This window comes from Chromobacterium haemolyticum DSM 19808 (genome assembly GCF_000711885.1).
Taxonomy (GTDB): domain Bacteria; phylum Pseudomonadota; class Gammaproteobacteria; order Burkholderiales; family Chromobacteriaceae; genus Chromobacterium; species Chromobacterium haemolyticum.
Window position 1 is genome coordinate 296,474 of the sequence record NZ_JONK01000005.1, and the last position, 14,390, is coordinate 310,863.

Annotated in this window: 13 protein-coding genes; 2 read left to right on the forward strand and 11 right to left on the reverse strand. The window is 65.7% G+C overall.

Going from position 1 to position 14,390, the window contains the following annotated elements; translation table 11 throughout:
- Positions 1 to 56 precede the first annotated feature (56 nt).
- Positions 57 to 398: a hypothetical protein gene (locus BR71_RS05105; protein WP_043590140.1), complete on the reverse strand. Its 342-nt coding sequence runs from the start codon at positions 396 to 398 to the stop codon at positions 57 to 59.
- Between the two features lie 522 nt (positions 399 to 920).
- Here BR71_RS05105 and BR71_RS05110 point away from each other — a divergent pair.
- Positions 921 to 1,541, forward strand: coding sequence for a S24 family peptidase (locus BR71_RS05110; RefSeq protein ID WP_043633480.1), 621 nt, complete (start codon positions 921 to 923; stop codon positions 1,539 to 1,541).
- Positions 1,542 to 1,544: 3 nt separating this feature from the next.
- On the opposite strand, the gene BR71_RS05115 is transcribed toward BR71_RS05110, so the two are convergent.
- The 10 genes from BR71_RS05115 to tssB all read right to left on the reverse strand — a co-directional run bounded on the left by BR71_RS05115 (position 1,545) and on the right by tssB (position 13,634).
- Positions 1,545 to 2,072: a toxin-antitoxin system YwqK family antitoxin gene (locus tag BR71_RS05115; protein WP_043633482.1), complete on the reverse strand. Its 528-nt coding sequence runs from the start codon at positions 2,070 to 2,072 to the stop codon at positions 1,545 to 1,547.
- Positions 2,073 to 2,076: 4 nt separating this feature from the next.
- On the reverse strand, positions 2,077 to 4,083 hold the full coding sequence (locus tag BR71_RS05120; protein WP_043633485.1) for a type VI secretion system Vgr family protein: 2,007 nt from the start codon (positions 4,081 to 4,083) through the stop codon (positions 2,077 to 2,079).
- Between the two features lie 423 nt (positions 4,084 to 4,506).
- Positions 4,507 to 5,088, reverse strand: coding sequence for an NUDIX hydrolase (locus tag BR71_RS24040; protein ID WP_156038824.1), 582 nt, complete (start codon positions 5,086 to 5,088; stop codon positions 4,507 to 4,509).
- A 64-nt stretch (positions 5,089 to 5,152) separates the two neighbouring features.
- On the reverse strand, positions 5,153 to 7,732 hold the full coding sequence (gene tssH, locus BR71_RS05125) for a type VI secretion system ATPase TssH (protein ID WP_043633487.1): 2,580 nt from the start codon (positions 7,730 to 7,732) through the stop codon (positions 5,153 to 5,155).
- Positions 7,729 to 8,778: a type VI secretion system baseplate subunit TssG gene (gene tssG / locus BR71_RS05130; RefSeq protein ID WP_043633490.1), complete on the reverse strand. Its 1,050-nt coding sequence runs from the start codon at positions 8,776 to 8,778 to the stop codon at positions 7,729 to 7,731. Before tssG ends, tssH begins: the two co-directional genes overlap by 4 nt.
- Positions 8,742 to 10,541 carry a type VI secretion system baseplate subunit TssF gene (gene tssF, locus BR71_RS05135; RefSeq protein WP_208854837.1) on the reverse strand — a complete coding sequence of 600 codons (1,800 nt, stop codon included), beginning with the start codon at positions 10,539 to 10,541 and terminating at the stop codon, positions 8,742 to 8,744. Before tssF ends, tssG begins: the two co-directional genes overlap by 37 nt.
- On the reverse strand, positions 10,541 to 11,008 hold the full coding sequence (gene tssE / locus BR71_RS05140; protein WP_081862554.1) for a type VI secretion system baseplate subunit TssE: 468 nt from the start codon (positions 11,006 to 11,008) through the stop codon (positions 10,541 to 10,543). Before tssE ends, tssF begins: the two co-directional genes overlap by 1 nt.
- 3 nt (positions 11,009 to 11,011) lie before the next feature.
- Entirely contained in the window at positions 11,012 to 11,509 is a 498-nt protein-coding gene (locus BR71_RS05145; protein WP_019103270.1) for an Hcp family type VI secretion system effector, read from the reverse strand.
- Between the two features lie 65 nt (positions 11,510 to 11,574).
- Complete coding sequence (tssC, locus tag BR71_RS05150) at positions 11,575 to 13,053, reverse strand: type VI secretion system contractile sheath large subunit (protein WP_019103271.1); 1,479 nt, start codon at positions 13,051 to 13,053, stop codon at positions 11,575 to 11,577.
- Positions 13,054 to 13,088: 35 nt separating this feature from the next.
- A complete protein-coding gene (gene tssB, locus BR71_RS05155; protein WP_019103272.1) occupies positions 13,089 to 13,634 on the reverse strand; it encodes a type VI secretion system contractile sheath small subunit in 546 nt (181 codons plus the stop codon).
- A gap of 281 nt (positions 13,635 to 13,915) precedes the next feature.
- On the opposite strand from tssB, the gene BR71_RS05160 reads away from it, so the two are divergent.
- Positions 13,916 to 14,371 carry a hypothetical protein gene (locus tag BR71_RS05160; RefSeq protein WP_043590131.1) on the forward strand — a complete coding sequence of 152 codons (456 nt, stop codon included), beginning with the start codon at positions 13,916 to 13,918 and terminating at the stop codon, positions 14,369 to 14,371.
- Positions 14,372 to 14,390 lie beyond the last annotated feature (19 nt).

The window sequence follows — 14,390 nt, forward strand, 5'->3', positions numbered from 1 at the left end:
TATCTCCCATGGCGCCAGCGCAGCCCAAGCATCAGGCAATGCGGGCCGATGGGCGTTCAGGACGTTACCGCCTCCAGCTTGGCCGCTGCCAGCTGCAAACGTTGTTGCAAAGGCTCCAGCAAGGCCCACAGCGCCTTGCCGCGCAGTTGCGCGTTTTCCGTGTGGCGCAGCATCAGCAGCAGCGCGCTCAGCGCCTCGCAGCATTGGCGCAGTTCGTCGGCGATGTCGTCGTAGTGTTCGCAGCAGCGGGACAGATAGGCCAGTTCAAGGTCGATGGCGGCGAGGGCGGGGTTGTCGCTGCGCTGCGCGTGCAACTGCTGGACGGTCTTGATCAGGCGGGCGGGCGGTTTGGCCGGCGGCGGTTTGGCGAATCGGGCGAGGAGGTTGCGTATCGGCATGGAGGCTCCTGGAAGTCCGTTATGGGCTGGCGCGGGGCGTGGTCCGCTGGGCGGAAGCCGGACCGGCTGGATTCGCGATTTCGAGATGAGCGGCTTAGAATGCACGAATCGCGTCGGAACTCCGGTTCCGCCTTGACCCAAGGGCGGCCTGGCGGGTGGCCGCGGGGCTTATCCGCTGACTGGTTTGGCTGGCCTTGGCGGCGTTAGCCTGTTGAGTCATTGGCGTGACGCTATCTGACCACGATCGCGGTTAATTGCAAATGCGAGCGTGGTTCGCAATTTTAAAATATAAACATATTCAATAAAATCAACTCATTGCAGTGGCCGTGAATGTGGTTTTTCCGTCTATCCGCTTCGTTCCTTGTTGAAGCTGAGAGCCTGTTCAGGGCGCTGGGGGGCTCAAGCGGTACAAGGTGTTGCGGCTGAGGCAGCGGAATGGCGGCGCGGTACAAGGCGCCATGAAGCGCAGCAGACTTTGAACCGATTCTGAGGGGGTGGATATTGGAATCTCTTGGCAAACGATTGAGGTTTATCCGCGACACGGTGCTGAAAGAAGCGCGCGACGTCACTGCGCAGAAACTGGGCATATCGCTGGTGTCACTGCAGAACTACGAAGGCGGCACGCGCAAACCGTCCGCCGTGCTGGTAGCCAAGTTTTCGCGGCTGACCGGCGCGCGGCTGGATTGGCTGCTGTTTGGCGAAGGGGAAGCCTTGCCGGGGGCGACGGGGCCGCGCACCGGCGAACCCTTGGCGCCGTATGCGCCGCAAGGCGCGCATGTGGAGGTGCCGTGTTACGGCGACGGCGCGGCTCTGCCGCTGGCGCTGGGCTGGCTGGAATCCCGGCTCAAGTTGCCGGCCGGCCAGCTTGCGGCGGTGGCGGTGGCGGGCGATGCGATGGACGGCGTGTTGAACGATGGCGACCTGGCCCTGATCAACCGGGCGGAAACCCAGCCGGGCAGCGGCTTGTACGCGCTGGAGCTGGACGGCGAAGTGGTGGTGCGCCGGGCGCAGAGGCTGCCGGGCGGCAAGCTGGGTTTGTCCAGCGCCAATGAGGCTTATCCGCCGTTTGAGGTGGACCTGGCCGCGCCGCCGGCGGATTTCTCGGTGTTGGGGCGGGTGGTGTGGCTGGGGCGGCAGGTGTAGCGCTCACCCCATCATTTTTTGCCACCACCAGCGCCAGCGCGCCATCGGTTTGCCGTCGGCGTTCAGCGGCCGGCCGTCGTCGGCGAAGCGTTCCGGCGGCCCCAGCGGTTTGCCCTCGATGAAGTTCTGCCGTTCCGCCAACGCGCCGTTGGGGTGGTAGCGCTGTTGCAGGCCGTGCTTGAGGCCGTTGCGGTAGACCGCCAGCTCCGCCGCCTGGCCGTTGGGAAACAGGGTGCGGGTTTCGCCGTGCGGCAGGCCGTGGCGGTAATGAGCCTGGCGTTGCAGCGCGCCCTCCGGCGACCAATACTGCGCGGCGCCGTGCAGCTGGCCGCATTGGTAATGCAGCTGGGCCGAGGGCTGGCCGCTGGGGTGCAGCAGGGTGGCCGGGCCGTGCAGCTGGCCGTCCTGGTAGTGGAAGCGCGCCAGCGGCGCGCCGGCCTGCTCGATGCGCGCCGGGCCTTGCAGCTTGCCGTCGCCCAGCTGGCCGACGAAGCGCTGCTGGTCTTGCTGGATGTCTATCGGTTCCGCCATCGCATCAGTTCTGCTGGATCAGCCCGCCCTTGAGGGTGAGCATGCCGCCGCCGTCCACCGTCTGGCTGGCGCTGGCCTTGTTGGTTAGCGACACCCCGGCGTCGTTGGTCAGCGTGGTGCCGGCTTTATTGGTCAGCTCGGTGCCCGCCTGGTTGGTGAGTCCGGTGCCGGCCTTGTTGGTAAGACTGGTGCCGGCCTGGGCGGTGTAGGCGGCGTCGCTCTTGGCGGTGAAGGCGCCGCCGCTTTGCAGGGTGAGGGTGCCGCTGACCTTGATGGTGAGGTTGCCGTCCACGGTCAGCGTGTAGTTGCCGCTGACCTTGTGTTCGTGATTGCCGCCGGTGCTGTGGCTCTGGTCGCCCTCCACCTTGACGGTGCGCTTGCCCTTGACGTTGAGGGTTTCATTGCCGGTTTTCACTTCCACCGTGCGGTTGCCCTTGTCCACGCTGAGGCTGTCGTTGCCCTCGGTGACGCTGCGCTTGCGCTCGTTCTTCACCACCAGGGTTTCATCGTGGCCCACGTCGGCGGCCACGTCGTTGAGCACTTTCACTGTGTAGTTCTTCTGGGCCTGGAAGAACACTTCCTCCTTGTCTTTGCTGTCGTCGAAGCGCAATTCGTTGAAGCCGCCGCCGCCTTTTGTCGAGTTGGTCTTGAGGCCGGACTGCGCCTGCTTGGCCGGCAGTTCGTAGGGCAGCGCGTTGTCGCCGTTGTAGACGCAGCCGCTGACCAGCGGCTTGTCCGGGTCGCCGTCGATGAAGCTGACAATCACCTCCTGGCCGATGCGCGGGATGAACTGCATGCCAAAGCCCTTGCCGCTCCACGGCTGCATCACCCGCAGCCAGCAGGAGCTGGATTCGTCGTCCTTGCCGTCGCGGTCCCAGGGGAATTGCACTTTGACGCGGCCGTATTTATCGGTCCAGATCTCCTCGCCGGCCTTGCCCACCACCTTGGCCACCTGCGGGTGCATCACCGGCTTGGGGGTGAGCCGCGGCGGGCGGTAGGGGGTGGCCTTGGGGATGGCGGCGAAGCGGTTGCGGTAATGCTGCTGGCCGGCCTCGTGGCTGACGCGGGTTATTACCCAGGCGATATTGCAGGCTGGGTCCGGGTGGCCGCTCAGGGTGAAGCAGTGGCCGGGAATCAGCCAGCGGCAGTCGCTGTCGCCCACCAGTTCCACTTCCTCGGCGCGCAGGCCGTCGCTGCGCTGCTTGGCCAGCGCGTCGCCGTCGGCCTTCTTGGCGTAGCCGCCCGGGTATTGGTAGAGATTGGGCAGGTCGGATTTGGCCAGCGCCTGCGCGTACAGCGAGGCGCTGGCGGTGGTGAATTCGTAATCGCCGGCGCGGTAGCCGCCGGCCACCGCCTGGCGGCTGATGCCGGCGCTGCGCACGCCTTCCAGCTCGCGCCCGCCCAGGTCCTGGCCCAGGTAGGGGATTTTGGCGTTATTGGGGCAGTCCGGGAAATGGCTGTTGCCGTCCGCCAGCACCAGGGTGTGCTTGCCGTCGGCGTGGGTGAAGAACCAGAAGATGCCGGCGTCTTCCAGCAGCCGCATCACAAAATTGAGATCGCTTTCGCCAAATTGCACGCAGTACTCGCGCTTGGGGTAAGTCGCATCCAGTTTCAGCTGGTAATCGCTGAAGCCGTGGCCGGCGAACACCGCTTTTACGATGTCCGGCACGCTCTGGTTCTGGAAGATGCGGTTGTTGCCGGCCAGGCTCAGCCACCACAGCCAGGGCCGTAGCGTTACGCTGTAGTGGTCCGCGGTGGCGTCGCCCGGCAGCTGGCGTATCGCCGCGCACAGGCCGTCTAGCGGCCGGGTGTCGTCGTCGCGGCGCAGGCTCAGCGTCAGGTGGGAGGCCACCGCTTTGTCCAGCGTCAGCGCGCTGTCGCTGAAGCCGGCCAGGGTGAAGCTGCCCAGCGCGTTCAGCGCCTCGTCGCCGGACAGGCTGTCCGGGTACAGCTCTTTCAGCGCGGAGGTGCTCAGCGAGAGCGGGGTGGTTTTGTCGGAGGGGCGGGGCATGGTGGTTTAGTGAGTTGCGTTCATTTTATGGGTGAAGGGGCAAGCCCAACGTTAAGTCGCTTTTGGATGGCGAGTAGTAAATGTCGGGCTTCATTGCATTCAGCCCAGCCTACGGCCCTGTCATCTGTGATATCGGTACATTCTTGATATCCCTTGATCCGCTGGGCGTGGCGAGCACACCTTGACAGTGAAAAGGTAGATTTATTTTTGGTAAACTAGTGTGTAATTAAATAAATTTGCCACTTTCTTATTTGTTCGTTTTCCAAATCAACCCGGGTAATAAGAGGGGGTGCAAATGTAAGGATGTCAACAAATAAATCGGTTATCTCCTTCCGGGTTATTTGATAGGTGGTCGTGTCTGGTTCGACATATAAGGTCACCAAAAATTAAGCAGCGACAGAATTAAAGTTGATAATTGAAGAGTTATGGCCAAACTTTTATGCCTGGGCAAATAGTGGGGAAAATGTTTGTAAGCCAATACTGAATGGCTTCCAGCGTATGACTGTTAAGAAAATTCTTGGCCCCTCCGCTCGTGGTTTTGCCTCCTGTTAAAGAAATTAGATGTTCGGCCAAGGTATTTCTGTTTTTCGCGTATTTTTTGAGATGCAGAGCAGAAACTCCAATTATGTCCTTCAGTTCATCACCTGGGCCTGCATGTAAGTCGCCTATGGGGCCGTGAGAGTGGAAGGCCCAATAAAATTTATAGTTTGAAAAAGAGCGGAATAAATTTGCGCTAGCGGTCATCACAAACGTTCCCTTACTTTCTTCTTTTAGTTCTCTAATTATTGTCTGTTTGTCGTTTTCTCTTATATTTTGTCGCCCACCAAATAGACAAGGCATTCCTGGGTATTCTTTCCATGTGTCCGATTTTACACCGAAATATATAATTCCGTCGTCATCATCAATTTTTTCGAACAGGAGCACATAACATCGTGTAACTATTACTAGTGATATGTCCTCTTCATATTGATGGAACTTATTTTTTTTGCCGCCAGATAATATCATTGGGTGCTCCTTACTTGGATTAGGTTTTAAATATATGGCTCATTAACGTAATTTGGTGTGGCGCTCACTCCAACACCCACTCCGCCAACTTCCCCGTCACCTGTGCCATCAACACGTTCTCGATATCCCGCGCGCCGGCAGAGCTGCATTTAGCCAAAACCGCTTTCACAATGGCCGGATCGAAATCGAATTGTTTCCCTGTTGCCGCCTTATAGCGGGCCTGGAGTTTTTCCAGCTTGTTGATCACGATGTTTTCCAATGTTCGTTCCGCCAGCGGCGGGTAGGGCACCACGGTCATGCGGGCGAGGAAGGCGGGGCGGAAGGTTTGTAACAGCGTCTTGCGCAGGCGCTCGTCGAACAGCTGGGTGGCGAGTTGTTCGCCTGGCGTGGTTTGCAATAGCTCCGCCCCCACATTGCTGGTGGCCAGGATGATGGTGTTGTTGAAGTCCACCGTCAGGCCGGTGCCGTCTTCCATGACTCCCTTGTCGAACAGGTTGTAGAAGGCTTCCAGCACGTCCGGGTGGGCTTTTTCGATTTCGTCCAGCAGCACCACGCTGTAGGGCTTGCGGCGTACCGCCTCGGTCAGCACGCCGCCCTGGCCGTAGCCGACATAGCCGGGCGGCGCGCCCTTGAGCTGGCTGACGCTGTGGGCTTCCTGGTATTCCGCAAGGTTGACCACGATCAGATTGCGTTCGCCTCCGTAGAGCGCGTCGGCCAGCGCGTAGGCAGTTTCGGTCTTGCCCACGCCGGTGGGGCCGAGCAGCAGGAACACGCCCACCGGTTTGCCGGGGTCGGTCAGGCCGGCGCGGTAGGCCTGGATGCGTTGGGCGATCTTGCCCAGCGCGGCCGGCTGGCCGATCACGCGCTGGCCCATGCGCTGGGCCAGGGTGCGGATGGCGTAGGCTTCGTCGGCCAGCATCTTGCCCACCGGGATGCCGGTCCAGCCGGCGATGACGGCGGCCACCGCCTTGGAGTCCACATGTTCCGGCACCAGCGGGTCGTCCTGGCGCAGCGCGTCCAGGCCGGCTTCCAGCCGCGCCAGTTGTTCCGCCAGCCGCAGCGCCGGGTCCGCGGCTTCGTCCTCGTCGGCGGTCGCGGTCCCGTCTTCGGCTTCTTCCAGCAGCAGCGGCGGTTCGCCGGCGGGCAGCTCGGGTTCGCTGGCCAGGAAGTCCAGCAGTTGCTGGCGGGTGCGCAGGATTTCGCGCACCGCGCGCAGCTCGTCCTGCCAGCGCACGGTCAGTTCGCGCATGGCTTGCAGCTGGCGCGCGCTGTCTTGGCGCAGCGCGGCGATGCGGGCGGCGTGGTCCAGGCCGGTGGCCTGTTCGTTCAGCAGCCGCTCCAGTTCCTCGTCCAGCATGGCCTGGCGGTGGCGCAGGTTTTCCAGCTGCGGCGGCTGGTCGTGCTGGGCCAGCGCCACGCGGGCGCAGGCGGTGTCCAGCACGCTGATGGCCTTGTCCGGCAGCTGGCGGCCGGAGATGTAGCGGTGGGACAGTTTGACCGCGTCGTGGATGGCGGCGTCCAGGATGCGCACGCCGTGGTGCTGTTCCAGCCGGGCGGCGACGCCGCGCAGCATGGCCACGGCGCTGTCTTCGTCCGGTTCTTCCACTTGCACCGGCTGGAAGCGCCGCGCCAGCGCCGGGTCGCGCTCGAAGTATTTCTTGTATTCCTGCCAGGTGGTGGCGGCCACGGTGCGCAGTTCGCCGCGCGCCAGCGCCGGCTTGAGCAGGTTGGCGGCGTCGCTGTGGCCCTCGGCCGCGCCGGCGCCCACCAGGGTGTGGGCTTCGTCGATGAACAGGATGATGGGCCGGGCGGCGGCGCGGATGTCGTCCATCACGCTTTGCAGCCTTTGTTCGAATTCGCCCTTGAGCCCGGCGCCGGCTTGCAGCAGGCCCAGGTCCAGCGCCAGCAGGCCGACGCCGGCCAGCGCCGGCGGCACTTCCTCATGGGCGATGCGCAGCGCCAGGCCTTCCGCCACCGCGGTTTTGCCCACGCCGGGCGCGCCCACCAGGATGGGGTTGTTCTGGCGGCGGCGCAGCAGGATGTCCAGGCATTGGCGGATTTCGCCGTCGCGGCCCACGATGGGGTCGATGCGGCCGGCGCGGGCGTCGGCCACCAGGTCGTGGGTGAAGCGCGCCAGCGCGCCGGCGGGTTCCGCCGCGGCGGCGGACGGGGCTTCGCGCGAGGCGGCGGCCCAGGCGTCCAGTTGTTCGCTCAGGGGCTGGCGCGGCGCGCGCAGCAGGCAGGGCGCGCCGATCAGCAGCAGATTGCGCAGTTCGTCGCGCTCCAGCAGGGTGAGCAGCAGCAGGCCGGAGCGGATGCTGGCCTGCTGGCGCAGCGTGGCCAGCAGCAGCGCTTCCTTGAGCCAGGCCACGGTGTGGCTGGAGAAGGCCGGGGCGCGGGTTTCGCCGCGCTTGAACTGGTCCAGGCTGCGGCGCAGCTCCGCGCTCAGTTGGTCTGTGCTCAGGCCCAGCTTGGGCAGCAGCAGCGGCAGGTCGCCGTTGGGCAGTTCCAGCAGCTCCAGCAGCACGTGTTCGATTTCCACGTAGTAGTGGCTTTGCTGCAGGCAGCGCTGGGCGGCCAGCTCCAGCGCCTTGCGGCAGCTGGGGTTGAGGCGGGCCACCAGTTCGGACAGTTCGGCGCTCATGCCGGGTCCTCGCCGGCCGGGGGCGGCCGTTGCAGCCGGGTGTCCAGCTGTCGCGCTCCGCCGGGGCCGCCCAGCCAGCTGTCCCAGCTCAGCCGCGGCGCGGCGCGGGCTTGCAGCTTGAGCGCGGCGGCTGGCGCTTGCCACAGCAGGCTGAGCTGGATGTCCAGGTCCGGGCCGAAGTAGAAGTCCGCCAGCGCGGCCAACGCGCGGTGGCGTTCGCCGCCGGGCAGGAAGGCGCGGTAGCCGGCCGGGTCCAGCGGGCCCACGATCAGGCGGATGCCAGCGTGTTCGTCCCAGGCGCGGCGGCCGGTCAGCGCGCCCTGGCCCAGCGCGGCGTTGCGGCCGTTGGGGCCGATGCGGGTGCGGCTGGCCGGCGGGATCTCGCGCCAGCCGCCGGCGTAGGGGCTGGCCTGCACCGGCGCGGCCAGGTGGCGGCTGGCCAAGGCGGCGAAGCCGGCCAGCGAGCGGCGGCGGTCCGCCAGCAGGGCGGCGCGGGCCAGCAGCGCGGCGTCCGGCACCGCCTGGCGTTGTTGCAGGCCGGCGGGCAGCAGGCCGCACAGGCTGAGCAGCAGCGGCCGCGCCGGGCTGAGCCGCGGCGCGGCGAAGCTGGGCGCCAGCCGGTATTTGCGCTGGGCGCGGTAGAGCAGGGCCAGCAGCCGGTGCTGGAACAGTTGCAGGAATTCCGCCGGCGCGTGGTCTTTGTCCTGGCGGCGTTGTTGCAGCCATTCCTGATAGGCGTAGGGCAGCGGGCCGTCCGGGCCGCCCAGGCCGAAGGATTCGACATCGAGCGCCGGCTGGCCGTCCCGCGCGTCGCCGCCCAGCGCGCCCGGTTCCAGCGCGCTCAGTTCGCTGGCGGCGAAGGCGGGCAGCAGCGGGCCGCGCAGCCGCAGCGCCTCGCGCGCCGGGTCCGCGCCCTGGCCCAGCGGCGCGGCTTGCGGCGTCAGCCGTTCCAGCAGCATCACCGCTTGGGCGAATTCAAAGCCCTGCGGCCGCGTCAGCAGCCGTTCGGCTACAGAACCAGGCTGGGGCCGGGCGGCGGCTGCCATGTCTGGATCTCCTGTTGCTGGTGGACGAGTCGGGTGCGCACGAAGCGGTTGGCGTGGGCGTAGAGGGCGAAGAAGTGGGCGAGCACGGCGGCGAACAGCACGCGGCTGCCGCCGGCGAAGCAGGTCGGGTCCAGCTCCAGCGTCAGCAGCAGGCCGTTGCGCCAGCCGCGCCAGGCGTCGGCGCCGACATGGTCGACGATGCGTTCGCTGCCGAGCGCGGCGATGCCTTCGATCTGGCGGCGCGCGGCCGGCTGTTCGCCCAGATTGTGCAGCGCCAGCATTTCGCGCAGCGCGGCCAGCGCTTGCGGGCCTTCGCTCAGCGACAGGTGGTTGAGGCTGAGCTGGGACACCAGTTTCCAGCGCGAGGCGCCGTCCAGCGCGGCTTCGGTTTGCGGCCGCGGCGGGCGCAGCAGCCGCGCCTGGCCCACCGGGCCGGGCAGTTCGAACATCAGCGGCGCGCCGGCCGGCAGTTGCTCGGCCAGGTGGCGGTTGGTGCACAGCAGTTCGGCGGTGAGGCTGAGTTCGCTGGCGGCCAGCGGGTCGAAATCGGCGTCCACCAGGGTGAGCAGCATGTCGCTGCCGGGGCGCAGGCGGTTGAGGCCGCGCACGCGGCGCGCGTGCCAGTAGCGGCCGTCGCCGCCTTCGCCGTGGCTGCAGGCGAAGTAGGGGGCGATGCGGCGCGCGCCGTCCGGGCCGGCGGCGCGCAGCTGGCGGATGGAGTGGATTTCCACGCTGTGGTCGCGGTGGGCGTCGGCCACCAGCAGGTATTCGCTGCGGCTGCCGTCCGGGCGCAGCGGCTCCGAGGTGTGCGGAAACAGATTGATCACCGGCGCGCAGCCCAGCGCGATGTCGCCGTGCTGGATGCCCAGGCGGCCGGTCGGCGCGCGTTCGAAGGCGATGACGATTTCCAGCTGCCGCTCAGCCTGGCGCGGCAGGCTGAGCGGCAGGTCGAAGAAGGCGAATTTTTCCGGGCAGGCGAAGTATTCCGCCAGCAGCGCGTGCGCCGGGTGCACGCCGTCCTCGGCCGGCAGCAGCGCTTCGTCGGCGCCGAAGCCGCAGGCGCGCGGCAGCGCGCCGGGGCGGATGGAGGGCGCGAGGCCGGGCCGCTCCGGCAGCCGGCAGCTGATTTGCAGGCTGTGGGCGGACAGCAGGTCGTAGAGCGCGGCGGCGTTGAGCGGGGAGCCGGCCAGGTGGATGCGCAGGCTGTTCAGCGGCAGCGCGCCCAGCGGCTCCGGCCCCAGTTTTTCCAGCCGCAGCACCAGGGCGGCGCGGGCCTGGGCCAGGCCGCTGGCGGCCTGGGCTTCGTCCTCGGTCAGCAGGCTGGCGGCGGCGAGCCGCAGCGGCCACAGGGTGACGGCGGCGCTGGTGCGAAAGCGCAGGCTGTCGCCGGCGGTGGTGGCCACGAACAGCGGGGTGCCGCGCTCGATGCGGTAGCCGGCGTCCAGCTTGCCCTTGTCCGGGTCCGGCTCGAAGCGGGCGATGGCGCAGGAGGGCATGGGCCGCAGCGCGTGCGGGTAGAGCTGTTCCAGCAGCGCGTCGGTGAGTTCTGAGTAGTCGTCGTCCAGCCGGCGTTGCAGCCGCGCGCACAGCAGGGCGAAGCCTTCCAGCAGCCGTTCCACTTGCGGGTCCGGGCATTCGCCGTCGCTCAGTTGCAGGCGGTGGGCCACCTTGGGGTAGCGGTGGGCGAATTCGCCGCCGGCGTGGCGCAGGTAGGCGAGTTCGCGTTGGTAGTAGTCCAGCAGGCGCGGGTCCAGCGATTCCATCAGCCGGCGTCCTCGCAGGCGGTCAGCCGCGCGCCGGACGGGTCCAGTTCGGCGACGAAGGCGGCCGGCCAGCGGCTGCCCTCGGCCTGGAGTTCGCCGTCTATGCGCACGCTAAGGAGCAGGCCGCGGCCCGGCACGGTGTCCACGCTGACGCGCGGCGCGGCCAGCCGGGGTTCGAAGCTGCGTATCGCCTGGCGGATCTCGCGCGCCAGGCGCTGGCGGTCTTCGGCGCGTTCAGGGTGCAGCGCGCTCCAGTCCGCCACGCCGTAGTCGATGACGCTGAGTTCGGGCAGGTAGGGCTGTTCGGCGCGGCGGCTGGACAGCAGCCGCGCCAGTTCCGCCCGCACCGATTCCTGCAGCCGGCGGCGGTCCACCCGCAGCAGCGGCTCGGCCTCCAGCCGCTGGCGCGGTTCGGCGTCGGCCAGCAGTTCGAACAGACCCGGGCGGAACTGGGCGGGCTGGCGCATGGTTTACTTGGAGTACTTGTTGGCGGCCAGGTCCCACACCGCGGCGGCGTTGCCGTCCTTGGCGCCGGTGTCTTTCTGGGTGGTCAGCTCCCACTTGATCTTGGTGAAGTTGAGCGAGAGGTTTTCCACCGGCTTGCCGCCGGTGCCGCCGCTTACGCTGACGTTGGACAGGATGGCGTTGGTCAGGGTGTAGACGATGTAGGGCAGGATCTTGCCGCTGCTGTCGGCGGCGTTGCGGCCTATGGTGATCTTGACCTCGGGGATGTTCTTGCCCTGGCAGCAGTAGGCGTTGAGTTCCGGCGTGGATTTGTCGGTGAACTTGGTCAGGCTGAATTCGCCGATATGCGGCTTGCCGGAGGTGCGTTCGGTGTTGCTGACATCGTTGGTCACCTGCATGGCCACGTTGTGGCTGTAGGACAGCACTTCGATCTTGTCGGTGTAGCCTTCCAGCTTGCACTCGCCCTTGATGTCGCTGCCCAGGTCCAGAATGATGGCGTCCATTGCTTTGCTTGCTCCTTGGAGGGTATTGGTTCAGGCCCGCCGCGCGGCGGGCCCTTGGTGTGGCGTCAGGCGGCGGCCGGCGGCGGCAGCTCAGCCACCAGGCGGATGGACGCGGTCAGCTCTTCCAGCTGGAAGTGCGGGCGCAGGAAGACGGTGGCGCGGTAGGCGCCGGGCTTGCCCGGCACTTCGGTCACGTCCACCCGTGCTTCGCGCAGCGGGTACTGGGCCTTCACTTCCTGCGGCGCGTTGTCGTTGACCAGCACGTAGTCCGCTATCCAGTTGTTCAGATAGGTTTCCACGTTGTCGCGGGTCAGGAAGCTGCCGATCTTGTCGCGCATGATCACCTTGATGTAGTGAGCGAAGCGCGAGGCGGCCAGCACATAGGGCAGCATCGCGGAGATGCGGGCGTTGGCGTTGGCGGCGTTGGTGTTGTAGACCTTGGGCTGGTTGGCGCTCTGGCCGCCGAAGAACACCGCCAGATCGGTGTTTTTCTTGTGGCACAGCGCGATGAAGCCCAGTCCGTCCAGCTCTTTCTCGCGGCGGTCGGTGATGGCGATCTCGGTGGGGCATTTGAGCGCGATGTCGCCGGACACGGTGCCGAAGGTGTGGGCCGGCAGGCCTTCCACCGCGCCGCCGCCTTCCACGCCGCGGATGGCCGCGCACCAGCCGTATTTGGCGAAGGCGTCGGTGATGCGCTGGCCCAGCGCGTAGGCGGCGTTGCCCCACAGGTATTTGCTATGGTCGGTGCCGTTGACGTCTTCCACGTAGTTCATGCCTTCGGTGGGCTTGGTGTCCGGGCCGTAGGGCAGGCGCAGCAGGATGTGCGGCAGCACCAGGCTGACGTAGCGGGAATCCTCGCTGGCGCGGAAGGAGCGCCATTTAATCAGTTCGGCGCTTTCAAAGGCCTTGGCCAGGTCGCGCGGCACCGCCAGTTCGGTGAAGCTGCTCATGTCGAACAGGCGCGGGCTGGCGGCGGAGATCAGCGGCGCGTGCGCGGCGGCGGCCACATTGGACAGCTTTTCCAGCAGCGCCACGTCTTGCGGATGGCGGCCAAACTCGTAATCGCCGATCAGCAGGCTGATGGGGTGGCCGCCAAAGGTGCCGTATTCTTCCTCGTAAATCTTCTTGAACAGCGCGCTCTGGTCGAATTCCACCGCCTTTTCCAGGTCGTTCTGCAGTTCGTCCTTGGTGGCGTTGAGCAGGCGCAGCTTCAGGCGGGTGCTGGTTTCGGTGTTCATCACCAGGAAGTGCAGGCCGCGCCAGGAGGCTTCCATCTTCTGCACGTCCGGGTGGTGCAGGATGTTGTTGAGCTGCTTGCTCAGCAATTGGTCGATGATGGCGATGCGGTGGTTGATCATCGCCACGGTGTCTTTGTCGATGGCCATGCCTTCGTCAAGCACTTGGGTGGCGAATTCGGACAGCAGGTCCTTGGCGTATTCCTGCTGGATGTCGTCGTGGGCCATGCGGCCTTCCTGGATGATGCGGTCCAGCAGCGACAGCGAGGCGGCGTCGCCGCTGGGGGCTTCGGCTTGGGTCTTGGCCATGAGGTGTCTCCGGTATCAGGTGGTCGAGCGGGGCGTCAGGCGGCCGGCGGCGCGTCCGGCGCCGGGGCGGCTTCTGCCGCGGCCGGGGCCTCGGGGCGGGCGCTCTTGATCTTTTGCAGTTCCTCGGTGTTGGCCACCACGTCCTGCAACAGCTTGTCCAGTTCGTCGTTGCCGTCCAGCTTGGTCAGCAGGTCGCGCAGTTTTTGGCGCGCCTCGTACAGCCGGCGCAGCGGGGTGACTTGCTTGACGATGTTGACCGGGTCGAAATCGTCGAAGTGATTGAACTTCAGCTCCACGTTGAGCTTGCTGCCGTCGTCGGACAGCGCGTTGTCTACCTGGGCGGTGACGCGCGGCGCCAGAGAGGCCAGCACCGCGTTGAAGTTGTCGCGGTCTATTTCCACGAAGCGGCGTTCGCTCAGCTTGGGCAGCGGCTGCTCCTGCTTGCCCGCCAGGTCCGCCATGATGCCTACCACCAGCGGCAGCTCCCGTTTTTCCAGGGCGTTGCCGATTTCCACGTCATATGTGATTTGCACGCGCGGCGGACGAATCCGGTCCAGCTTGTGCTGTGTGCTCTCTGCCATAACAGACCTCGATCGGTTGGGAAGCTAACGACGCCGGCTGCGGGCCGCGTATCCGGTCCGCTTTGGCGTGATTGCATGATTGTCAGACCATTGTTGCCCGGCCGGGCCTGGTCGCTCTTTTCCATTGAAGCCGGCCATGGCCGCTGCATGGAAGCCTTATTTGCTGACAAATGCTTGCAATTTGCATTTTTCAATGACCATGGCTTAACAATTCCTATAGAACTATCGACATTTTTTTGCCAATATTATTTGCAATGGATAATGGCGTTTGGGTGATGCGGATGCGCAACGGGTATCTGGCTGGGCTGTGCTGCTGTTTGGCGCTGGGCGTGGGCGGATGCTCGTCGCTGGGCTTCGGCCCTTCGGTCAAATTGCAGGCGGCCACGCTGGACGTGGTCAGCATGGCCAACGACGACACGCCGTTGGCGGTGGATTTCGTCGCCGCCAAGGACCCGGAGCTATACAAGCTGTTGCTGGGGCTGCCGGCGGCCAAGTGGTTTGAACAGCGCGAGCAGTTGCTGCGCGATTACCCGGCGGATCTCAAGGTGTGGGAGCTGGAGCTGGTGCCGGGCCAGCACCTGGAAACCGAGGATGTGCCGATACGCGGAGAATCCGCGGCCGGCCTGCTGGTGTACGCCGGCTACGCCGGGCCGGGCATGCACCGGCTGAGCCTGGATACGCGCAAGAAGGTCTGGCTGCGTTTTGAAAGCAAGAATATGCGGCTGATGGAGCCGTAGCGGGGGGAGAGCGGTTTGA